The 22,249-nt window shown below is 59.5% G+C and carries 20 protein-coding genes; 4 read left to right on the top strand and 16 right to left on the bottom strand.

Annotated elements, in window-relative coordinates; translation table 11 throughout:
• Positions 1 to 3: 3 nt before the first annotated feature.
• From TRM7615_RS21535 to TRM7615_RS21605, 15 genes are all read right to left on the bottom strand, one after another.
• Positions 4 to 1,722 (bottom strand): amidohydrolase, encoded by a 1,719-nt coding sequence (locus TRM7615_RS21535; protein WP_108791617.1) that lies wholly within the window; start codon positions 1,720 to 1,722, stop codon positions 4 to 6.
• A 70-nt stretch (positions 1,723 to 1,792) separates the two neighbouring features.
• Positions 1,793 to 2,869 (bottom strand): bifunctional diaminohydroxyphosphoribosylaminopyrimidine deaminase/5-amino-6-(5-phosphoribosylamino)uracil reductase RibD, encoded by a 1,077-nt coding sequence (ribD, locus tag TRM7615_RS21540; protein WP_108791619.1) that lies wholly within the window; start codon positions 2,867 to 2,869, stop codon positions 1,793 to 1,795.
• Between the two features lie 20 nt (positions 2,870 to 2,889).
• On the bottom strand, positions 2,890 to 3,360 hold the full coding sequence (gene nrdR, locus TRM7615_RS21545) for a transcriptional regulator NrdR (protein ID WP_108791621.1): 471 nt from the start codon (positions 3,358 to 3,360) through the stop codon (positions 2,890 to 2,892).
• A gap of 125 nt (positions 3,361 to 3,485) precedes the next feature.
• Entirely contained in the window at positions 3,486 to 3,899 is a 414-nt protein-coding gene (locus TRM7615_RS21550; RefSeq protein WP_108791623.1) for a secondary thiamine-phosphate synthase enzyme YjbQ, read from the bottom strand.
• Between the two features lie 50 nt (positions 3,900 to 3,949).
• Positions 3,950 to 4,363 carry a hypothetical protein gene (locus tag TRM7615_RS21555; RefSeq protein ID WP_108791625.1) on the bottom strand — a complete coding sequence of 138 codons (414 nt, stop codon included), beginning with the start codon at positions 4,361 to 4,363 and terminating at the stop codon, positions 3,950 to 3,952.
• A 145-nt stretch (positions 4,364 to 4,508) separates the two neighbouring features.
• Positions 4,509 to 4,988 (bottom strand): hypothetical protein, encoded by a 480-nt coding sequence (locus TRM7615_RS21560; RefSeq protein ID WP_125133723.1) that lies wholly within the window; start codon positions 4,986 to 4,988, stop codon positions 4,509 to 4,511.
• A gap of 77 nt (positions 4,989 to 5,065) precedes the next feature.
• Positions 5,066 to 7,048, bottom strand: coding sequence for an RNA polymerase sigma factor RpoD (gene rpoD / locus TRM7615_RS21565; protein WP_108791629.1), 1,983 nt, complete (start codon positions 7,046 to 7,048; stop codon positions 5,066 to 5,068).
• A gap of 111 nt (positions 7,049 to 7,159) precedes the next feature.
• Positions 7,160 to 9,115 carry a DNA primase gene (gene dnaG, locus TRM7615_RS21570; protein WP_108791631.1) on the bottom strand — a complete coding sequence of 652 codons (1,956 nt, stop codon included), beginning with the start codon at positions 9,113 to 9,115 and terminating at the stop codon, positions 7,160 to 7,162.
• Positions 9,116 to 9,180: 65 nt separating this feature from the next.
• Positions 9,181 to 9,489, bottom strand: a complete 309-nt coding sequence (locus TRM7615_RS21575; protein ID WP_108791633.1) for a hypothetical protein — start codon at positions 9,487 to 9,489, stop codon at positions 9,181 to 9,183.
• A 39-nt stretch (positions 9,490 to 9,528) separates the two neighbouring features.
• Complete coding sequence (locus TRM7615_RS21580; RefSeq protein ID WP_207775255.1) at positions 9,529 to 10,074, bottom strand: sarcosine oxidase subunit gamma; 546 nt, start codon at positions 10,072 to 10,074, stop codon at positions 9,529 to 9,531.
• Positions 10,067 to 13,000: a sarcosine oxidase subunit alpha family protein gene (locus tag TRM7615_RS21585; RefSeq protein ID WP_108791635.1), complete on the bottom strand. Its 2,934-nt coding sequence runs from the start codon at positions 12,998 to 13,000 to the stop codon at positions 10,067 to 10,069. Before TRM7615_RS21585 ends, TRM7615_RS21580 begins: the two co-directional genes overlap by 8 nt.
• Entirely contained in the window at positions 12,997 to 13,260 is a 264-nt protein-coding gene (locus tag TRM7615_RS21590) for a sarcosine oxidase subunit delta (RefSeq protein WP_108791637.1), read from the bottom strand. The genes TRM7615_RS21585 and TRM7615_RS21590 overlap by 4 nt, the downstream gene beginning before the upstream one ends.
• A 59-nt stretch (positions 13,261 to 13,319) precedes the next feature.
• A complete protein-coding gene (locus TRM7615_RS21595; RefSeq protein ID WP_108791639.1) occupies positions 13,320 to 14,573 on the bottom strand; it encodes a sarcosine oxidase subunit beta family protein in 1,254 nt (417 codons plus the stop codon).
• A gap of 141 nt (positions 14,574 to 14,714) precedes the next feature.
• Positions 14,715 to 15,614: a hypothetical protein gene (locus TRM7615_RS21600; protein WP_235824174.1), complete on the bottom strand. Its 900-nt coding sequence runs from the start codon at positions 15,612 to 15,614 to the stop codon at positions 14,715 to 14,717.
• Positions 15,615 to 15,773: 159 nt separating this feature from the next.
• A complete protein-coding gene (locus tag TRM7615_RS21605) occupies positions 15,774 to 17,204 on the bottom strand; it encodes a Glu/Leu/Phe/Val family dehydrogenase (RefSeq protein WP_108791641.1) in 1,431 nt (476 codons plus the stop codon).
• 339 nt (positions 17,205 to 17,543) lie between these two features.
• Here TRM7615_RS21605 and TRM7615_RS21610 point away from each other — a divergent pair, with 339 nt between their 5' ends.
• From TRM7615_RS21610 to TRM7615_RS21620, 3 genes are read left to right on the top strand one after another with little or no spacing between them, the layout of a single operon-like run.
• Positions 17,544 to 19,241 (top strand): TadE/TadG family type IV pilus assembly protein, encoded by a 1,698-nt coding sequence (locus TRM7615_RS21610; protein WP_108791643.1) that lies wholly within the window; start codon positions 17,544 to 17,546, stop codon positions 19,239 to 19,241.
• The gene (locus tag TRM7615_RS21615; protein ID WP_108791645.1) at positions 19,238 to 19,774 is read left to right on the top strand and encodes a TadE/TadG family type IV pilus assembly protein; all 537 of its coding nucleotides are present in this window, start codon (positions 19,238 to 19,240) and stop codon (positions 19,772 to 19,774) included. The genes TRM7615_RS21610 and TRM7615_RS21615 overlap by 4 nt, the downstream gene beginning before the upstream one ends.
• 3 nt (positions 19,775 to 19,777) lie before the next feature.
• A complete protein-coding gene (locus tag TRM7615_RS21620) occupies positions 19,778 to 20,329 on the top strand; it encodes a TadE/TadG family type IV pilus assembly protein (RefSeq protein WP_108791647.1) in 552 nt (183 codons plus the stop codon).
• Between the two features lie 168 nt (positions 20,330 to 20,497).
• On the opposite strand, the gene TRM7615_RS21625 is transcribed toward TRM7615_RS21620, so the two are convergent.
• The gene (locus TRM7615_RS21625; protein WP_108791744.1) at positions 20,498 to 20,968 is read right to left on the bottom strand and encodes a hypothetical protein; all 471 of its coding nucleotides are present in this window, start codon (positions 20,966 to 20,968) and stop codon (positions 20,498 to 20,500) included.
• A gap of 98 nt (positions 20,969 to 21,066) precedes the next feature.
• Between TRM7615_RS21625 and TRM7615_RS21630 the strand changes: the two genes are divergently transcribed.
• A complete protein-coding gene (locus TRM7615_RS21630) occupies positions 21,067 to 22,242 on the top strand; it encodes a 4Fe-4S double cluster binding domain-containing protein (RefSeq protein WP_108791649.1) in 1,176 nt (391 codons plus the stop codon).
• Positions 22,243 to 22,249: the final 7 nt, after the last annotated feature.

The following is a 22,249-nucleotide window of genomic DNA, read 5'->3' on the forward strand; positions in this document are numbered from 1 at the left end:
ATTTCAGTCGCCCTTCTCATAGGTCAGTTGCCCGTTCATAATCGTGTAGGACACCGCAACATCCGAGATCTGCCCAGGCTTCACCTCGAACAGATCCTGCTCAAGCACGACGATATCTGCCTTCTTGCCGACCTCAAGACTGCCGATTAGGGTCTCCATGCCCATCCCCTTGGCAGCATTGATTGTGTGCGCCTCGAGCGCCAATTGCAGCGGCAGTTTTGCGGCCTCTCTCCCCAAGGGTTCGACATCCTCGCGCCCGCGCAATTGTCGCGTGGTGCCGACCTCGATGGCGGCCAAGGGGCGGTATTCGGACACATAGCCCGACACCGGCCAGTCTGACCCGAACGAGAAGACACCACCCGCATCGGCCACGCGGTTGACGGGAAACATCGCCTTCACCCGCTCCATCCCTAGCCGACTTGTCGAAACGGATTGCAGCAAGGGATCAAACGACATCCAGGACCCGGTGCTGTCATAGATCACGCCAAGCTCAGCAAAGCGCGCGTAGTCGTCGGAATGGATCAGTGTGTCATGGGTGATCTTGTGCGCTCGCTCGCGGGGCGGGTTGGCGGCAATGGCGGCCTCGACCGCATCAAGCAAGGTACGTACGGCCAGATCCCCGAAACAGTGGCGGGTCACATCGATCCCTGCTGCATCTGCTCTGCGTACGGCATCCTTGACCAAATCGACCGGAATGATCGGCTCGGGCCTCAGCAACGGTTTGTCATCGTAGGGATCGACATAGAGCGCGTTCCACTTGTCGTCGCCCCCGTCCATGTTGATCTTGAGGTACCGCGCCTGCACCAGGTCCGAGTTGAACTGCGCGCGCAACTCCATTGTGCCGGGCAAAGGATCAACCCCGCCGTCGTTCCAGTAAAATGAGCCGACAAATCGAACCGGCAGTTGGCCGTTTTTTTCAAAGTCGGCCATCATTTGAAAGCCTTCCTGCTGGCTCATCCCTTGAATACCGTGATCATGCACGGCAGTGATACCAGCCGCCGCGAAGCGTTGCAGCCATTGGCCGACCCCCTCGGACATGAAATCCGGATTAACGTCGATGAGGGAGGTCAGCACCTGCATCTGCGCAGGGATTTCAACGATCCACCCTGTTGGGTTGCCGTCCGTGTCACGTTCGAAAAACGAAAACCCCGGCACCGTTTCGGGCGTGTCCTTGTCAATACCTGCCAGTTCCAGCGCTTTGGAATTCACCCAGGCCGCGTGACCGTCGATGGCCCACAGATAAATCGGGCGCTCACTGTCGATCTCATCCAACATGGCTGCCGTCGCGTTGCCATCCGTCCACGGGTTGAAGCGGACACCGTAGCCCAGGATGACGTCATCGGAGTTGCTCTCAACCTCGTTGCGGATGCGGGCGAACAACTCGTCCTTGTCGTCGGTTTGCAGGTCAACGCCCAGCATGATCAAGCCACCAGCGGCGGCGTGGATATGTCCATCAACAAACCCGGGCAGCACCATACGCCCTTCAAGGTCGATCACCTCGGTCCCGATACCGATCACGTTCTTCAGGCCATCCGCCTCGCCCACATAGACGATCTTGTCCCCTTCGATACCGATGGCGCTGACAACCCGACTGTCGGCATCCATTGTGTGTACCCGCCCATTGATAAGGGCGTAATCCGCGGTGGGGTTCAGCCTGTTGGACTGCGCCTGTGCAAGGACTGGCAGCGAAGCCAAAACGGCTGCCGCAATGATCTTGTTCATGAATACATTCCCGCTGAAAACTGCGGTTATAGTATTCTGATACTAAGATATTTCTAGATACTTGTGCATCTCAACGCAGGGCCCGAGTCCAGCGGTGCATGATGTCGGCACCCACGGGGCACGTCTCGGCCAATTGGAACCTTGGCGCCTGCGCAAGACGATCCAATCCCATGGCCCCCAAGGATGGCAGCCCCTCGGCTCCGATGGCAAGGCCTGCGGTAAAGCCGATCAGTTCATCCACCAGATCATCCGCCAAAAGCGACGCGGAGAGCGCCGAGCCCCCTTCGCAGAACACCCGCGTCAGACCCGCAGCGCCCAGTTGCTGCAACAGATCGCCCGCGTCGATCTGCATACCGTGCAAGGCGCAGGGGATCAGCTTGGCCCCCAACCCTTCCCAGGCCCTGATACGTTCGATATCAGCGCTCGGCCCGTGGCACAGCCAGACAGGTACATCCTTGGCCGTGCGGGCCAGCTGGCTCATCAAGGGCAAGTCCAGATGGCGCGAGACGACGACGCGCACGGGTTGGCGATCAACGCCAATGTCCCGCACGGTCAGCGAGGGATCATCTGCCCGCGCCGTGCCAGCCCCCACCAGGACCGCGTCATGGCGGGCGCGCATAGCGTGCACCGCACGCCGCGCATGGGGGCCCGTGATCCACTTGCTCTCGCCAGTTGCAGTGGCGATGCGACCATCGAAGCTGCTGGCAAGTTTTAGCGTCACAAGTGGCCGCCCCTGTTCGACTTTCAGGAAAAAGCCAGCCAGATCCTGCGCGGCCTCTTCAGCCATGACACCGACCGTCACCTCGATCCCAGCCGCGCGCAGCATGTCGAACCCCTGCCCGGACACGCGCGGGTCACTGTCTTGCAGAGCGCAGACCACGCGTGCGACGCCCGCGTCAATCAAGGCCTGCGAACACGGTGGGCTCTTGCCATGGTGCGAACAGGGTTCAAGCGTGACATAGGCCGTGGCACCGCGCGCCGCCTCACCCGCCTGCGCGAGCGCGACAGGTTCGGCGTGGGGACGTCCGCCAGGCTGCGTCCAGCCGCGACCCACGATGCGCCCGTCTTTGACGATAACGCACCCCACGGCCGGGTTTGGCCAGCACAACCCCTGACCGCGCCGCCCCAACGAGAGGGCCAGCGCCATGTACCTATTGTCCAAAGTCGTTACTCTTCGCTAGGGGACACCGGTGGGCGTAGTTCATGAACAAAGTCCTCGAAATCATCCGCCGCCTGGAAGTTTTTGTAAACACTTGCAAATCGCACGTATGCGACCGTGTCGATGCGGGCCAGAGCTTCCATGACAATCTCACCGATCTGTTTCGATGCGATGTCAGTTTCCCCCATGCTCTCGAGCCGCCGTACGATACCGGAAATCATCTGATCGATGCGTTCAGGCTCGATCGGTCGCTTCTGCATCGAAATGCGGATGGACCGCTCCAGCTTGTCCCGGTCAAAGTCTTCGCGCTTGCCGTTGGTCTTGATCACCACCAGATCGCGCAGTTGCACCCGCTCGTAGGTTGTAAACCGTCCACCACAGGCCGGACAAAACCGGCGACGCCTGATCGAAACGTGATCTTCCGCGGGTCGTGAATCCTTGACCTGTGTGTCTATATTTCCGCAAAACGGGCAGCGCATCCGCCTTCTCCCTCGTTCGTTTCCGCCTCTGATTGTGAACGCTTCGGCCCACTTATCCACAACTATAGGGCAGCCTCTACAGTTTGGGTAGAGGGGAAATCACACCGCTAGATCATGGGGCAAAATCACCCCAGATGCGCGGCAACCTTGCGCGTGTGTGGCGCACTACGGTGTTCAAACAGGTAAATCCCCTGCCAGGTTCCCAAAACAGGCACGCCACCCGACACCGGGATCGACAATGACACGGGCATCATCGCGGCCTTGATGTGGGCAGGCATGTCATCGGGCCCTTCGTAAGTGTGCGTGAGATAGGACATCGACGGATCTGTAGTCGGCGGAACCAGGCAATGAAAGAACGCCGCAAGATCCGTCTGCACCTCGGGATCGGCGTTTTCCTGGATCACCAATGAGCAAGATGTATGGCGCACAAAAAGCGTCAGTAGCCCATGTGTCGGGTTGCTGCGGGTCCATCGTGTAACCTGAGACGTGAACTCATAAAGGCCTTGGCCATTGGTCGGGATTTGAAACTCGGTCTGCATGGGGCGACTGTGTAGAACCGTTGACGCCCCTGCAAGGCATTCGTCGCGGATCAGAACCGGATCGGCACTGGCTCACACAACCCGTCAGCTTGTTGAACCGACATGCTGTCACCAACGTTGAACCCGTTTTTGAAGAACCCGCCTTCGGCCGGCGTAATACCGGCGGCTTGCGGATCGATGGTAAACTGCACTGCTGTCCGACGGCCGGTTGTGACGCTCGGACCACGATCTCGGGCCACGTAAACGCGGGTTTTCCACCCGGCCCCCAGCTGACGGCGCGCGAATTCCGATGCCGCGCACCAGATGTCATTGGTGCGCCCCGAGTTGCGCGGCACAACCTCGAAAATGGCGGCGTTGACCGGGTTCACCCGCGCGCCACTACGGGACGTGAACGCGTCGGCGGGATTGGGAAGCGCGGTAGCCAGGGCCGCAGCGATGGTGCAGGCAGTGACGATGTGTTTCATGAATCGATACCCAAATGATTAACTTGTTGGGATTAGTGTAGTGTGTCGCTCGGGCAGCGGACAGGGCATTTCACAGCGTTGTCATGGCTTGTGCATGGGCTGATAGCGGGCTGGGGGCATCATGCCGACGCCGGGTCTCGGGGTTTCAATTCCAAATGTGCGTCTCAAGTGAATAAGTTTGCCCCGCGCGTTCCGTGGCTTCGAACAGAGGCAGGCCATAACCCGCGGATACGACCGAGCCCGGATCACACGTGACATGAGCCAGCTCCTGCTCCCCCATCATGACGGTAACCCCACCGCTCACCTGGCCACCGGGCGTGCGCTCGACAGCGTAGTGAACAACATAAGAGAACCCTTTGCTGTAAAAGGTGAACTCTTCCCAGATGCTGGATCCGACACCGGGCCAAGGACGCATACCCACATCGCGCACCGAGTGATCCAACACCAATTCCGGGGCACGCCCAACTGCGCCAAACGCATAGCTGACCCGGATGTCGTCCAGGCAGGTGGCCATTTGCTTGGCGCCACCTTTCAGAGTGCAGGATACAAGCGTTTGGGCCGGTTCAGGGCATTGTGCCCAGGCTGCACCGGACAGCAGAACAAAAAGGGCGGCTAAACGAAACATCAAACGCAACTCCAAAACGAACCAGGGCGCCACATTGGGCGCCCTTGATCTTATCTCATTTTCCGATTTTTCGGGAGTTACTGATCCAGGAACGACCGCAGCTTGCGCGACCGGCTGGGGTGCTTCAGCTTGCGCAGCGCCTTCGCCTCGATCTGGCGAATACGTTCGCGCGTAACGCTGAACTGCTGACCGACCTCTTCCAGTGTGTGGTCGGTGTTCATGCCGATGCCGAACCGCATCCGCAGAACACGTTCCTCGCGCGGGGTGAGCGAGGCCAGAACGCGGGTCGTGGTTTCCTTGAGGTTTTCCTGAATGGCGCTGTCCAAAGGCAACACGGCATTCTTGTCCTCGATGAAATCGCCCAACTGGCTGTCTTCTTCGTCGCCAATCGGCGTCTCCAGCGAAATCGGTTCCTTGGCGATCTTCATCACCTTGCGAACCTTCTCCAGCGGCATCTGCAGCTTTTCGGCCAACTCTTCCGGCGTCGGTTCGCGGCCAATCTCGTGCAGCATCTGGCGACCTGTCCGGACCAGTTTGTTGATCGTCTCGATCATGTGGACCGGGATACGGATCGTGCGCGCCTGATCCGCAATCGAGCGGGTAATGGCCTGACGAATCCACCAGGTCGCATAAGTCGAAAACTTGTATCCGCGACGGTATTCGAACTTGTCCACCGCCTTCATCAGGCCGATGTTACCTTCCTGAATAAGATCAAGGAATTGCAGGCCACGGTTGGTGTATTTCTTGGCGATCGAGATCACGAGGCGCAGGTTGGCCTCGACCATTTCTTTCTTGGCCTGACGGGCTTCTTTCTCACCCTTCTGAACCTGCTGCACAATGCGGCGGAATTCAGAGATATCCAGGCCAACATACTGGCCGACCTGTGCCATGTCGTTGCGCAGTTCTTCGACCTTTTCGGTCGAGCGTTCGATGAACATCTGCCAGCCACGACCCGGCTTTTCCGCCATGTCCGACAACCAGTTCGGATCCAGCTCACGACCGCGATAGGCATCAATGAACTCACGACGGTTGATGCGAGCCTGGTCCGCCAGTTTCACCATCGAGCTGTCCAGCGACATGATCCGGCGGTTGATGCCATACAGCTGATCGATCAGCGCTTCGATACGGTTGTTGTGCAGGTGCAGACCGTTCACCAGTTCCACGATCTCGGACCGCAGCGCCTGATAGGTCGCCTCATCCCCCGCGCTGAACGAGCCATCTTCGTTCAGGGTGGCCGAAATCCGGCTGTCCTGCATTTCCGACAGTTGTGCGTAGTCCGACGATATGCGCTCCAGCGTCGTCAGCACCTGATCCTTGAGCGCGGCCTCCATCGCGGCAAGCGACATGTTGGCCTGCTCGTCTTCGTCGTCGTCGTCATCCTTGGCGATCGGGTTGCCATCGGCGTCCAGCTCCGGCCCTTCGTCCTTGGCAGGTTTGGCCGCCTGAACAGCAGAGGTGTCAACAACGGGTGCTTCTTCTTCGTCGTCCATCTGCCCCGAGAATGTGGTCTCCAAGTCGATGACGTCGCGCAAAAGAATGTCTTCGCTCAAAAGCTCGTCGTGCCAGATCGTGATCGCCTGGAACGTCAGCGGGCTTTCGCAGAGCCCGGCGATCATCGTATTTCGACCCGCCTCGATCCGCTTGGCGATGGCGATCTCGCCTTCGCGGCTCAGCAGTTCAACGCTGCCCATCTCGCGCAGGTACATGCGAACGGGGTCGTCGGTGCGGTCCAGCTTTTCGGCAGTGCCAGTTGACAGCGTTACCTCGCGGTTGCTGTCCGTCGTCACCAGCTCGGTCGCGCCCTTTTGCTCTTCGTCTTCGGCTTCTTCATCTTCAATGATGTTGATACCCATTTCCGAAAGCATCGACATCACGTCCTCGATCTGTTCCGAGCTCACCTGATCGGGTGGCAGAACCTGATTGAGCTGATCGTAGGTAATGTAGCCTTTCTCGCGGGCCTCGGCGATCATCTTCTTGACCGCAGTCTGGCTCATGTCGAGCGAGATTTCCTGTTCCTGGTCCTCGGGCTTGCGGTCGTCGTTGGTATCTTTGGCGGCCATTCAGTGCTCCTGCAGGGCTGGGTGATTCGGTTAGCCCGAATCATTAGCGCGATGAAATGATTCGGCCACCCGTTTACCCGGTTTTTTCTACCTATTCTTTACCAAAACGCACTACCTGCGCTTCTTCTCGAAGTTGATTCCCGCCGTGATTGCGGCAAAGGCGTCACGCTCTTCCCGATTGATTCGCGCTCCGTTGTCTCCAACGTCATAAATCGCCTTGTCCTCATTCTCGCTTCGGGTTGCCTTGTTGCGGGCTTCGGCGGCCTGACCCAGACGCCAGGTGATCGCCTCGTCCGTCTGCCCGGCCATCTCTTCCTCGGCCTCGGCAATCTCGGCGCTCAGCCCCCTGTGCGCGGTCAGTTTTGCGAGTTCCTCGTTGAGCGTCAGCTCAGCCAGTTCGACATCGCCAGGGTTGCGGACACAGGGACTGATTGCCACATGGCGAAGCGACCGCAGGTTTTCAAGGGCATCCGGCCCCAAAGCATCATAAATCCGGTCTGTCAGTTGATCAGGCGCGTCGATGGCATAGCGCAGGATCACGTCCCGCAGGACCGCATAGTCCGGATCGCGGCATTCCATGTCCTCGATCTGAACCTCGAACTGCACGACAACCTCGGGAGTTGCGATGGCCGTGGCCAGGATAACCGCCTCGCGCATCTGCACTTGCGCGTTGTCCCCGCCCGAGGCCAAAAGCGATTGGCGCGTACCCGGCAGCGCCGACAGGCGCTCGGGTTTCCATTTGCCACGTGGTTGCCAACTGCTTTTGCCACCTGATTTGCGGTTGGGGCGGAACAGCTCCCACCGCAGGTCCTTGATCTCTTGGCCATAATGCGAGCGGATCGAGGGGTCGCGGATCTGTTTGATCTTTTCGCGCAGGGTCTTATCCAACGCTGCCTTGCGCTCGGGGCTGTCGAACACCTTGCCCTCGGTCTCGCGTTGCCACAGTAGCTTGACCATCGGGATCGCTGCATCCAGCACGCTTTGCACGGCTGCAGGGCCTTCGGCCTTGATCAGGTCGTCAGGGTCCTTCCCCTCGGGCATCAGCGCAAAGCGCACCGACTTGCCAGCCTCGAGCAATGGCAAGGCCAGGTCGATCACCCGCATCGCCGCACGCAGACCGGCGGTGTCGCCGTCCAGGGCAATGATCGGCTCATCCGAGATACGCCAGAGCAACTGCAGCTGGTTTTCCGTGATCGCCGTGCCAAGCGGCGCGACTGCCGCCTCGAACCCGCCCTCGACAAGAGCGATCACGTCCATATACCCCTCGGCAACAATCAGCGGCTGCCCCCGCCCCGCCGCCTGTCGCGCAGGCGCATGGTTATAAAGGTTGCGGCCTTTGTCGAAGAGTTCCGTTTCAGGCGAGTTTAGGTACTTGGCATTGTCATTGGGGTCCATCGCGCGCCCGCCAAAGGCCACGCAACGCCCGCGCGCATCGCGGATCGGGAACATGATCCGGTTGCGGAAAGTGTCATAGGGTTTCTTGCCCTTGGTCGAGGCCTTGGCCAGCCCCGCACCCAAAATCAGATCCTCGGGCACGTTCTTGCCGCGCAAGTGATCCCACAGGCCCTGCCAACCATCAGGGGCAAAACCGATCTCCCACCGCTCCAGAGCCTGGCCGTTCAAACCGCGCCGAGTGATGTAGTCGCGCGCCGCTGCGCCGCCACCAGTCTTAAGCTGCAGGCGAAAGAACTGCACCGCCTGCTCCATCACATCGGCCAGTTGGCTGCGTCGATCCTGCTTTTCCTGCGCCTTCGGATCACGCGCAGGCATCGGCATCCCGGCTTCGCGCGCCAGGATCTCGACCGATTCCATGAAACTGACGTTTTCGGTTTCCTGCACGAACTTGAAGGCATCGCCCTTGGCGTGACAGCCAAAGCAATAATAGTAGCCCTTGCGGTCATCCACGTGGAAAGACGCGGTTTTTTCATGGTGAAACGGGCACGGAGACCACATGTCCCCCTTGCCCTGGTTCGATTTGCGCGGATCCCACATGACCTTGCGCCCAACCACTTGGGTCAGGCTGACGCGGCCGCGTAGCTCATCAAGGAATCCGGGAGGTAGTGACATGGCGTCAGTCTGTCAGAGATGGCGGGCCGCGCCAAGAGGCGCACGGCACACCATCTGATGGCAACTTATTGTTTCAGGCAGAGTTCCAGCCACGCCGCGCCCAGGTCTTCTTTGCGGACAGTGGACATCTTCTGTTCATAAACCCACGGCGCGATCAGCGGGATCGCGGCGTTGTAGTTGTCCGGCCAGGTCGGTTCTGTCGCAGCGACGGATTTGGCCACGTCGCGCTCTTTAACCCGATCCAGCCGCGCCTTTTGCACGGCTTTGACGACCTGCGCCTGATACTCACAGCTTTGCTCTTTGGTGTCAGCGGCAGCAACGGGTGTTGCCAACAGGGCAGCGGCCAAAGAGGCTGCGGTTGCAAGGCGGATCATCTACGGTCTCTCCCGGAATCAGTTCTGTTACCGCTCAGGTTACCCCCGCGCGGCCACAGCTTCCATGGCCGTTTTCAGATCGTGAACCAGAGTGTGCGCCATCGAGCGGAACGCCATGATCTGGAACGTGCCCTCATCCACGCGCACCAGCGACACCGACAGGTGCTGTAATTGGGTCCGCACGGCCATGCCAACCGGAAAATGCGCCAGCCGTACATCCACTGGCACCAGACGGGCCAGCACATTCTCGGCCGCGTCTCCCGACAGGGCAACAACCGCCCAGGCGTCGGACTGATCCGTAAGAGCCGCATGCTTGGCAAGACCTGCCTCTACCACCGGGCCAACCAGCATCGCCTGGGCATGCCCGAACCACACAGCTTGCGTGTCGCCTTCCCTGGTCAGACCATTGGCTTGCGGGTACTCGACCCCATGCGCTGCCTTCATCGCCTTGGACAGCTTGTTCAACTGTCCATTGTAAGGCGCAACAGAGGTCATCTGCCCCGGCTCGACCTCGACCACCTTTGTGGCGCCAATGGTCAGCGGCAGCAGACCCGCACAGGGCGAAAGAGCTGTAAGTTTATCCACGGACCCGCTCCCCTTGCTGGTCAAAGAACACCGGATCGACCACTTCGCACAGGGTTTCCATCCCGCGCAGACCGTCGACCATTTTCACAATTTCACCATGGCGGTCACGTCCATCGGCCATGAACCCAAGCGCCAGCATGCAGCCCAGAGTGGGCGAATGACACACGGATGTGAGATAGCCCTGATCGTTGGTTCTGATCGGCTCATCCCCCTTCTTGTACAGATGCGCGCCCGCCAGAACCTGGCCGTCTTTCTCGACCGGTTTCAGACCAACCAGAACCTCGCGCCCCGGCTCTTCGAGACCCGGTCGTCGTGTCATCGTTTTGCCGATGCAGTCCTTCTTGGCCGAAACCATCCGCCCCATGCCAATGTCATACGCCGTGGTCCGCCCGTGGATTTCCGAGTGGGTGATGAACCCCTTTTCGATCCGCAGCACGTTCAGCGCCTCCATCCCGTAGACGCCACCGCCCAATTCTTCGGCCTTTTTGGCCAGCAGACGGAACAGGCTGTCGCCATAGCGTGCAGGCACCGCGACCTCATAGGCATGCTCGCCCGAGAACGAGATGCGGAAGAGCCGCGCGTCGATGCCCAGAACCTTGACCGGACCACAGGCCATAAACGGCCAGTCTTCATCGGTTAGCGGTTGCTCGAGCAGTGTGTCGAGCAACGCTCGAGACTTCGGCCCCGCGACCGCAAACTGCGCCCATTGTTCGGTGACAGAGGTGAACTGCACATCCAGATCACGGCACAGCGCCTGATTGACGAATTCCAGATGCTTCATCACCTCGCCCGCACCTGCGGTGGTGGTGGTCATCACATAGTGATGCTCACCCAACCGGGCCGTGGTGCCGTCATCCATAACAAACCCATCTTCGCGCAACATCAAGCCATAGCGCGTACGCCCCACCTTCAGCGTCGAGAACATGTTGGTATAGACGAAATCCAGGAATTGGCCCGCATCCTTGCCCTGAACGTCGATCTTACCCAGCGTCGAGACATCCGCCACGCCAACCGCGTTGCGGACATAACCAACCTCACGGTTACAGCTTTCAAGCCAAGTGGGTTCGCCCGCCTTGGGAAAATAGCTGGGACGATACCACAGCCCCGCCTCGATCAGCGGTGCGCCCCGTTCGACGGTCGCCTTGTGCGAGGTGGTAAAGCGTTCGGCAGCAAAGCTCTTGCCGGTGCCCCCTGCCCCAAAGGCCGCAATGGCCACTGGCGAATACGGTGGACGGAACGTGGTCGTGCCGGTCTCAGGGATCCCGCGGCCGGTGGCATCGGCCAGAATGGCCAGTGCCGCCACGTTCGAGTTCTTGCCCTGATCGGTCGCCATCCCTTGCGTGGTGTAGCGTTTCATGTGCTCGACCGAGCGGAAGTTCTCAACCGCGGCCTGTTTCACATCCTTGACCGTGACGTCGTTCTGGAAATCGAGCCAGGCTCGGCCTTTGCCCGGAACCGCCCACAATGGCGCGATCTCATACGCTTCATCCTCGGCCTGCGGCTGTGCCACGTCCGGCGCTTGGTGTCCCAGATCGGCCAGTGCACGGGCGGCGACCTCAACCCCTTCACGCAAACACGCCGCGGTGGAAAAGGCCCCATTGCAAGCGCCCGCCGCTTCCAGCCCCGGGATCGCGCCAGGCGTCGGCACAAAGCTCTCGATCTCGCGTTTCCAGGTCGGGCGCCCGTTCATGTGGCAGGTCATATGCACGGTCGGGTTCCAGCCGCCAGTCATCGCCAGACAGTCGGCGTGCAGGTTCTGCTCGCCACTGGCGCTGCGGATGGTGATCGATTCCAGCGCCTTGCGCCCAGCGCTGTTTGAAACCTGCGCGCCGCGGTAGACAGGGTAGTCATCGGACGTCGGCCCATCATGACGACTGTCGATAACACCGGCCACATGAACGCCTGCATTCAGCAGGTCACGTGCCGTGCGGTGGATGTCATTGGTGTTGCCAAAAACGGCTACTCGCTGCCCCGGAGCCACGCCCCAACGGTTCAGATAAGCCCGCACCGCGCCTGCGGTCATGATGCCGGGACGGTCATTGTTGCGGAACGCCACGGGACGCTCCAGAGCGCCTGCGGCCAGAACCGCGCGTTTCGACGCAATCCGCCAGAACGTCTCGATCGGCGCCCCCGCTGGGCGGTTGCCCAAGTGATGACGCACACGTTCCAATGCACCAAATGTGCCGCCGTCATAGGCTCCGGTTACTGTGGTGCGCGTCATCAGGCGCACATTGTCCATCATCCGCAACTCGGCCAGAACCTCATCGGCCCAGATATGGCCCGGTTTGCCGTCGATCTCATAGGTTTCCGCCAACAAGCGACCGCCCATACGGCTGTCTTCTTCGGCCAGGATCACATCCGCACCTGCACGCCCCGCAACCAAGGCAGCCATCAGCCCCGCAGGACCGGAGCCAATCACCAGAAGATCGCAGAAGGCATAGGCCTTGTCATAGACATCGGCGTTGTCTTCGCCCGACAGCGCACCCAGACCGGCGGCGCGACGGATCACCGGCTCATAGAGCTTTTCCCAGAACGCACGCGGCCACATGAAGGTCTTGTAATAGAAGCCCGCGCCCAAGAACGGCGCCGCCAGATCGGTGATCGCCATCGGATCGAACTGCAGCGACAGCCCACGATTCTGACTGCGCGCCGTCAACCCTTCATAGAGCTCTTGCATCGTGGCGCGGACGTTGGGGTCTTGCCGACCGCCCTGCCCTATGGTCACCAGCGCATTGGGCTCTTCACTACCCGCCGTCAGGATACCGCGCGGGCGGTGATATTTGAACGAACGACCCACCAGGCGCACTTCGTTGGCCAGCAGAGCGGACGCCAATGTGTCGCCCTCAAGCCCTGAGTAGTTCACCCCATCAAACGAGAATGTCACTGGCTTGCTGTGATCCAACAGCCCCTTGCCTGCAATCCTCATGACTTCGCCTCCGACACCAAACGCGTTGCGGTAATCTCATGCGTAACCGTGTTGCGGGTCACTTCGATCCAGGCGCCACAGCCGCCCTCGTGCTGCCACAGGTCGCGGGTTTCACCGGCAGGGTTCTCGCGCAGATAGACATAGTTGTCCCAGGCCTCTTCGCCTGCATCCGGCGCCGGACGGTCCAGAGACACCGCGTGGCCCTTGTAATAGAACTCGCGGCGATCCCGTTCGCCGCAGATCGGACAGGTGATCCTCATACCTCAACCCCCTGCTTCTTTTTGTTACAAATACGGAAATCCGACATCTGCCTCATCCCCTAGTGCAGGTTGTGTTGAGAGCCCTTGCTCTCTTCGTCGATGATGCCCCGCCCGGTGCGGAAGCGATCCAGCTGATAGCGCGTGGCGTTCTCGTGATAGCGATCCGTCGCGATCAGATGGGCAAACACATTGCCCGAACCCGGCACCGCCTTGAACCCGCCGTAGTTCCAGCCACAATTCAGATAGAGCCCGTCGATATGGGTCCGGTCGATGATGGGTGAGCCATCGGGCGACATGTCCATGATCCCACCCCAGCTGCGCAGCATCTTGGCTTTGCCGATCATCGGCATCAACGCCATGCCCGCCTCCATCACATGTTCGGCCGTCGGCAGGTTGCCGCGCGCCGCGTAAGAGGCGTAATAGTCCAGATCGCCGCCAAAGACCAAACCGCCCTTGTCCGACTGACTGATATAGAAATGGCCCATGCCGAAGGTGACGACATTGTCGATCACCGGCTTCAGGCCTTCGGTGACAAAGGCCTGCAACACGTGGCTTTCGATGGGTAAGGTCATGCCCGCCATCGCCGCCACCTGGCTAGAACGGCCAGCGACGACCATCGCAACCTTCTTGGCCCGGATTGGCCCGCGCGAGGTTTGCACGCCTTTGACCTTGCCGCTCTCAATATCGATGCCGGTCACTTCGCAGTTCTGCAACAGATCGACGCCGCGCTGGTCTGCGCCGCGCGCAAAGCCCCACGCCACCGCATCGTGGCGGGCCGTACCGCCGCGTGGATGATAAAGCCCGCCATAGATCGGGAAGCGACCGTTGTCGAAATCCAAATACGGCAGCATCCCGCGCAGCTCGTCGCGCCCCAGCAGGATCGCGTCGTCGCCCTGGCTGAGCATCATGTTGCCCTGCCGCGCCCGCGCGTCGCGCTGACCATCGGAATGGAACAGGTTGATGATGCCGCGCTGCGAATGCATCACATTATAGTTCAGGTCTTCTTCCAGCCCTTCCCACAGCTTCAGCGAGTGCGAGTAGAACTCGGAGTTGCCTTGGAGGAAGTAGTTGGCGCGAATGATTGTCGTGTTCCGGCCCACGTTGCCGCCGCCGATATAGCCCTTTTCCAGCACCGCAATGTTGGTCAACCCGTGTTCCTTGGCCAGGTAATAGGCCGTTGCCAGCCCGTGACCGCCGCCACCGATGATGACGATGTCATATTCCGCCTTGGGTTCGGGATCGCGCCAATGGGGTTTCCAGCCCTTGTTGCCGGTCAACCCTTCCTTGAGAACGCGAAGGCCTGAAAAACGCATGATCTGCTTCCTCCTGTCGGGCCGGAATGCGCCCGTCGGGACAGATGTATCAATCTGCCCCCGGATCACCATATCGCTTTTCGACAAAAACATGTCAGACTGCGACCGGATCTGTCGCAAAGACGTCTTGGGGTGGTCGTCTCAGAAACGAATGCGCGCCGCAAACCCTACGATCGGAGCTGTATCGTAATCCTGACGGCTGATCTGGGCGCCGGTTGAGGAATCCAACGTCAAACGCCCATCGAACTCTGCTCCGACAAACGCGCTGACGCGCACGCCCGGGTTGGGCGCATAATCCACCGACAACGCCACGGGAATGCTTTGATCCTCTCCCACGCCACCGGGGGCAAGGCCCGTGTTGTCCAACCGAAACCGTACACGCTCGGACCGCGCACCCAGCGAAAAACTCAGGGTCTCAGTGTGCTGATAACTCAGGATCACGCCTGGGCCCTGCGTCGCACCTAGCCCCGTTCCGGTGCTCAGGTTCCATCGCGGCGCGATGTCCCAATCCACCAGAAGCGCGGGAAAGACCTCGGTACCGTCCGTACCCAATTCGGAGAATGCGCCAAACGCGGGTCCGATCCGTAAGTTCGGGTTCACCTGCCAGATGATACCGGCGAAGACACCATAAGTACGCCCGTCAGAAGAAGACGCACCATCCTCATAGTCCCATCGAACCTGAGGTGAGATGAAAACCGACGCGCTTTCCCCCACCGAAAACCGCACTGGCGCCGTGATCCGCACGTCGCGAATACGATCCCACGGTTGATTGCCAGCCAGGCTGAAATCATAGGAAAACTGGCCATAGCTCAAAAACAAACCGGCCGACGCACCGCTGTCAAAACGGTAGAGAGCCCCAGTGCGCAAGAAAGCCCGCTCGGCGCTGAACTCTCCTCCGCCGCTTAGGCCAGCGTTGCCCTGATAGACGGCCAACCCGTCAAACTGCCATGCCCACCCCAAGCGCTGCTGGGCCTCGGCCTCAGCCGAATTCAAAAGCATGACACTGCTGCTCATGGCAATCAAACGCATCATCGGGGACATTGGCTGCTCCTTCGAATGTCTCGCATTTGGACAATAGAGCTTTGCCGTCTCTATCCCACCTCAAATGAGCTGGTTCCAAGAAAAACGGTGTGTTCTTCTTCACATCGCAAAAAAACGGCGCGCGAAATTGCGCACCGCTTTGTTTCGTCCTGCCAGGGCTTACAGACCCTTGGCGCGATAGCTGGCCGCAACCTTGTTGATCGACACCAGGTAGGCCGCTGTGCGCAGATCCTCGACATCGGCGCGGTCATGCCAGATCTCGCGCATCGACTGATACGCAATCCTCATCGTGTCATCCAACCCCGAGCGGACAAGCTCCAACTCATCGGCGCCGCGCAGGTACTTTTGCTTGAATTCGGGCGTCATTGACCAGGCATCACCGAGATAGCGATCCAAGCGTTCCAGCTCGTCAATCACCAGTTGGTGCCGTGCCTCTTCCTGACGACGCTGCATCCGACCAAAGCGGATGTGGCTGAGGTTCTTGACCCATTCGAAATAGGACACGGTCACACCGCCCGCGTTGGCATACATGTCAGGGATAATCACGCAGCCCTTCTTGCGCAGGATCTCATCCGCGCCAGCCGTCACGGGGCCGTTCGCAGCCTCGATGATCAGAGGCGCCTTTATGTTGGCCGCGTTGCCAAGGTGGATCACACCCTCAAGCGCCGCCGGGATCAGGATATCGCAGTCCTCTTCCATCACGGCGCCACCCTCGGCGGTATGGGTCGCATCCGGATATCCGGTCACACCGCCATGCTTGACGATCCAGTTGCGCACGCCTTCGACGTCCAAGCCATCAGGATTGTACAGCGCCCCGTCACGTTCGATGATACCAACAATTTTCGAGCCGTCCTCTTCCTGCAGAAACTTGGCGGCGTGATAGCCCACGTTGCCCAGACCCTGCACGATCACACGTTTACCATCGAGCGAGCCGCTGAGACCTGCCTTGGCCACATCACGCGGATCACGGAAGAACTCGCGCAGCGCATATTGCACCCCGCGGCCTGTCGCCTCGACCCGGCCCGAGATCCCACCTGCATTCAGCGGCTTACCCGTGACGCAGGCACGTGCGTTGATGTCGGTGGTGTTCATGCGGGCATATTGGTCCGCAATCCAGGCCATCTCACGCTCGCCGGTGCCCATGTCCGGGGCGGGAACGTTCTGAGACGGGTGGATCAGGTCACGCTTGGCCAGTTCATAGGCAAAGCGGCGGGTGATCTGCTCCAACTCATGTTCGTCGTATTGACGCGGGTCGATGCACAGACCGCCCTTGGACCCGCCAAATGGCGCCTCGACCAGCGCGCACTTATAGGTCATCAAAGCTGCAAGCGCTTCAACCTCGTCCTGGTTTACCGAAGGTGCAAAGCGAATACCGCCCTTGACCGGCTCCATATGTTCCGAATGTACTGAACGGTAGCCTACAAAGGTCTGTATCTGTCCGCGCAATCGTACACCGAACCGAACCGTGTAGGTCGCATTGCAAACCCGAATCTTTTCTTCCAACCCGGGCGGCAGGTCCATCAAGGCCACAGCCCTGTTGAACATCAAATCTACGCTCTCACGAAAACTGGGCTCATTTGTACGGGTCATACTCACAATACTTCCTCCATGACCTTATGCGACTCGCTCTGGGATGAGTTGTCGCAGCGACAGTATGACCGTTCAATTAATAAGTGCGACATTTTTAATCACTTGCAAAACGATGGACTCGCGGTAAGGGGCGAATCAAGCCCCCTCTGCACAGGCTCCAGCATTGTTTCAAACATGGAAACAACGCCTTCCGACCTGAGCCAAATGTCTCAATCTATGCCTTAATATCCTTTGTTTGGAACATATTGCGCCCCAATTTAGCCATCATCTCACGGCAAAAACATTCAGTGGAAGTTTGTCTTCAGTGAGCACGTCAAGCCCTGGAGAGAGAGGTGAGTCATGTACATTGACGGTGAAAAAAAGACCGGGTCAATCGCTGCCGTGGGTCGAAATCTGTCTCGTCGAGCACAGAATTTTGCATCTGACGAAAGCGGTCTGATCACGTTCTTTGTGCTGTTCCTGTTTGTCATAATGCTGGCTGTGGGCGGCATCGGAATTGATGTCATGCGCTACGAACGCGATCGGGCAAGGCTTCAATATACAATGGACCGTGCAGTCTTGGCTGCGGCTGACCTGGACCAATCTCTTGAACCAGAAGCTGTGGTACGCGAGTATCTGCAAAAGGCGGATCTGCTTCAGTATCTCAACAGTGTGACCGTGACCGAAGGTCTTGGCTTTCGGAACGTGAGAGCAACTGCGGAATCGGAGTTTCCCACTCAGTTCATGCACCTGACCGGCGTGGACACCCTGAGCGCACCGGCGGCTAGCACCGCTGAGGAAAGCATCGGTGGTGTTGAAATCTCGCTGGTGCTCGACGTCTCCGGATCGATGAATTCGAACAGCCGCCTCTCTAACCTCAAGGTGGCCGCGCACGACTTTGTCGATCAAATGGTCGACAACACCGAAGACGGGAAGCTTTCGATCTCGATCATCCCCTACGCCACACAGGTGTCGGTTACGGACAACATGATGGACGAATTCAATGTGTCCGGCGAGAACGCTCATTCGAATTGCATCAACTTCCAGTCGAACGACTTTGATTCAACATCCCTCAATGCGAATGCATCGCGCCCCCGCACCTTGCATTTCGACACTTTCACCAGCGCCGGGTCGAGCCGCAGCGATGGCCGCCCCTATGGCGATCTGGTAAAGTTCCCGGTGTGCGAAGCAGATGACCGCCGCGAAATCCTGCCTTTGCAGAAAGACCGGACCACGCTCAAGAATTTCATCACGGCGTTGACCGCACGCGGCAACACCTCGATCGACGTGGGAATGAAATGGGGCACCGCCCTGCTGGATCACAGCATGAATGGCGTCGTGACCAACCTGATCACAGACGGAGACATTCCGAACGACTTTGCCCTGCGTCCGCACCGGTATTCGGATGGCGAAACGCTCAAGGTCATCGTGCTGATGACGGACGGCCAAAACACCAGTCAGTATTACCTGCGCGATCAGTATCGTCAGGGCAATTCGAACATCTGGTGGAATGCCGAAGAGGAAAAATATTCGGTCTACCGCCCTTCAACCAATCGGTACTACTGGCCCCACGATAGCTCGTGGCAGGATCACCCCTATGGCAACGGGACCACCACGGAATGGGAATGCACCGGTACGATCTATTACGGGAACTGCTACTACGGCAGCTGGGTTCAAGAGACCGTCGAAGAGCCGGGCACGGCCGAGCGCTTGGCCTATCCACAGCTCTGGGAACAGACCTCGCTGCAATACAATCTCAGCCGTCATTATTATCCTTGGATGAATGACAGCGATGCGCGGGACGAATGGTACTATGGCGTCCGCAGCTATGTTGGATCGAGCACGAAGGACAACCGCACGCAAGAGATTTGTGATGCCGCCAAGGCCCAGAACGTAATCGTCTATACCATCGGGTTCGAGGCCCCCAGCCGCGGATTGTCGGTCCTCAAGGCCTGTGCCAGCTCGGACAGTCACTTCTATGATGTGGACGGATTGGAAATTTCGGACGCCTTCGCCTCGATCGCATCGTCGATCCGTAAACTGAGGCTGACCCAATGATCACACGCATGTTTAGACGGTTCCGCCGGTTTTCGGACGATGAAAAAGGCAATGCGACGCTGGAATTCACCCTGCTGTTCCCCTTACTCATGGTGGCCTTGTTGTCGGGGGTCGAACTGGCCTTTGTCACGCTCAAACACGCGATGCTGGAACGCGCCGTGGACATGACTGTGCGCGACATCCGCTTGGGCACCGGGGTCAACTTTCAGCACGACGACCTCAAGACCACGATCTGTGAACGCGCGACCTTTATCCAAAGCTGCGATGCCAACATGAGGCTGGAAATGATCCAGGTGAATCCGCGCAGCGCTCTGAATATCGACGCCAGTGCGGACTGCACCGACCGCACCGAAGAAGTCAAACCTGTTCGCACCTTCGTCAACGGCGCCAGCAACGAACTGATGATCCTGCGCGCTTGCGCCAAGATCGACCCCCTGTTCCCGACCTCGGGTCTGGGCAAGCAGTTGGCGGACAACGCCGAGGGTCAATACGCGCTGGTCGCAACAACCGTATTCGTGCAGGAGCCACAGTAAGCCATGTCGCGTTCAATTCTCAAAAACTTCCTCGGACGGTTTTCCCGCGACGAAAGCGGATCGGTTTCGGTCGAATTTGTCCTGATGTTCCCGCTGCTGTTCTGGGTCATCATGGCCTGCTACACCTACTTTGACGGCTACCGCCAGAGCGCGGCCAACCTCAAGGCGGCCTTTACCATCAGCGACCTGATCTCGCGGGAAACGGCGGGCATCAACGAGACATATATCGACTCGATGCAGCGCTTGCTGAACCTGATGACCCGCAGCCAGTCTGCCACCAAGGTGCGCATTTCGGTTATTCGCTGGGATGAAGAGGATGACCGTTACTACGTCGATTGGTCTCGGGTTCGTGGCTATCAGGACGAGTTGACCAATGCCACCATTGGCGACATGGCCGAACGCCTGCCGACAATGCCGGATGAAGAGCGTGTGATCCTGGTGGAAACCAGCAACACCTACATTCCGCCTTTCAGGGTTGGGATCAACGAGATGGAAATGGACAACTTCGTCTTCACGCGTCCCCGTTTCACCAACCAGGTGGCTTGGGCGTCCTGACGTCAGCTATCCGGGGCGCTGTCCCCTCGCCGCAGCGTCCCCCGCCTCGCCAAAGGCGAGGCTCGGCCCAACAGAAGGAGGTGCATCTTTGATGCATCGACGACGGGCGGGAGCCCCCGCCTCTCGGATTCACCCCCTCAGATAAAGCGGACCAGACGAACCCCGCGCTTAACCCCGTTGCGCAATCATCGCCGAGATCATTTCGGCCATGAACTTGCTTTGCGATCCTGGTGTCACGCCTCCGATCCCGATGCGGCGTCCCATGCGCCACCACAGTCCCGGCTGCCAGACGCCAGACGCAGGCTGGCTGGTGCGCAGCAGAAAGCCGTTCGACGGTTTGAAGGCAAAGACCCCACGATCCAGGCTTTCGATGTCCTCAATGCGGGCAATCACCTGGCCGTCGGTTGACCGAAGTTCGGTCTCGGTCAGCTCAACCCTTTCGCTCGTCGCCCGCCACATCTTGAGTGCAAGCCACATGGTCGCGCCGCCGACGACGATCAGAAAGGCTTGCCACCACAGTTCTGGTCCGCCCAGAAGTGCGACATAGAACGACATCAGCGACACGACGGCGATCATGATCACCCCCATCCATCTGCGTGGGGCCGAGGCCTCGACCACTGCCAATACGTCTTTGTTCATCTGCCCCTCCGTTGACTTGCGGTTCCGGACATAACGCATCCGACGCGCGGGCAACAGGGCCATTGCCCTACCCACAAACCGCAGATAGCGTCCGGTTCATGAGCTATCCATCGAACCGCGACACCCCGCAGAAAGCCAATGATGCCGCCGCAGGCATCGACGTGACCGACGACTTCGAACGGTTCACGCAGCGCAATGATGTCTTCACCCGCGCAATGTGGGACGACCGCGTCAAATCCAAACACACAAAGAAGTTCTTTGCCTCCTACCGGATGGAGGCCACGCCACGCCGCGGTGACGGCTTCACACAAAAGGACTTTGCCCTGCGCAATGCCGCCTGGCTGATCTCGGACGTGATGACCAACCGTCATGCCGATCAGGGACGGCGCGAGGGGTTTCAAGCCCCGATCAGCAACGACACGCCTGTCGCGCCGATGCAGGTCGAGATTGACGATCCCGCCAAGATGAGTACCGAGGTCAAGCGCATCGCCACCTTCTTTGGCGCCGACCTTTGTGGTGTGACCGATCTGGACGACCGCTGGCTCTATACCTCACGCGTGGACACCCGCGACCTGACCGAGGCCCCACTCGATCTGCCCGAGGGGCTGACCTCGGTCATCGTGCTGGGGCATGAGATGGACAAGGAACTGGTCGCCACCTACCCCTCGGCCCTCGCCGGGGCAGCCACGGGGCGCGAATACAGCCACGAGGCCTCGGTGGTGATGCAACTGGCCGCCTACATCCGCAATCTGGGGTATGAGGCGGTGCCGTCGATGAACGACACCGGGTTGGTCATTCCCTATGCGGTCAAGGCAGGTCTTGGCGAATACGCCCGCAACCAGATGGTGATCACGCCCGAGTTCGGGCCGCGCCTGCGGTTCTCCAAGATCTTCACCAACCTGCCGCTGAAACATGACACGCCCGAGCCCAAGGGCGTAAAGGCGTTCTGTGACATCTGCACCAAATGCGCCGATGCCTGCCCGGTCAAAGCCCTGCCCTATGGGCCGCCCACCACCGACACGGCCAATGTCTCGGCCATCAAGGGTGTGCGAAAGTGGACTTCGGATGCCGAAAAGTGCTTTTCGTTCTGGGCCAAACTCGCGTCTGACTGCGCGATCTGCATGCGGGTCTGCCCCTTCAACCGGGACTATTCCAAACGACGCCACAGGTTGTGGTTGAAGCTGGCGCTGTCCCCCTTGCGCAAACTGGCCCTGCGACTGGCCAAGGATCATGGACAGCGATCTAAACCAGGGGATTGGTGGGCCGCTCCTTAGGATCAGG

Source organism: Falsiruegeria mediterranea M17 (genome assembly GCF_900302455.1).
Taxonomy (GTDB): Bacteria; Pseudomonadota; Alphaproteobacteria; order Rhodobacterales; family Rhodobacteraceae; genus Falsiruegeria; species Falsiruegeria mediterranea.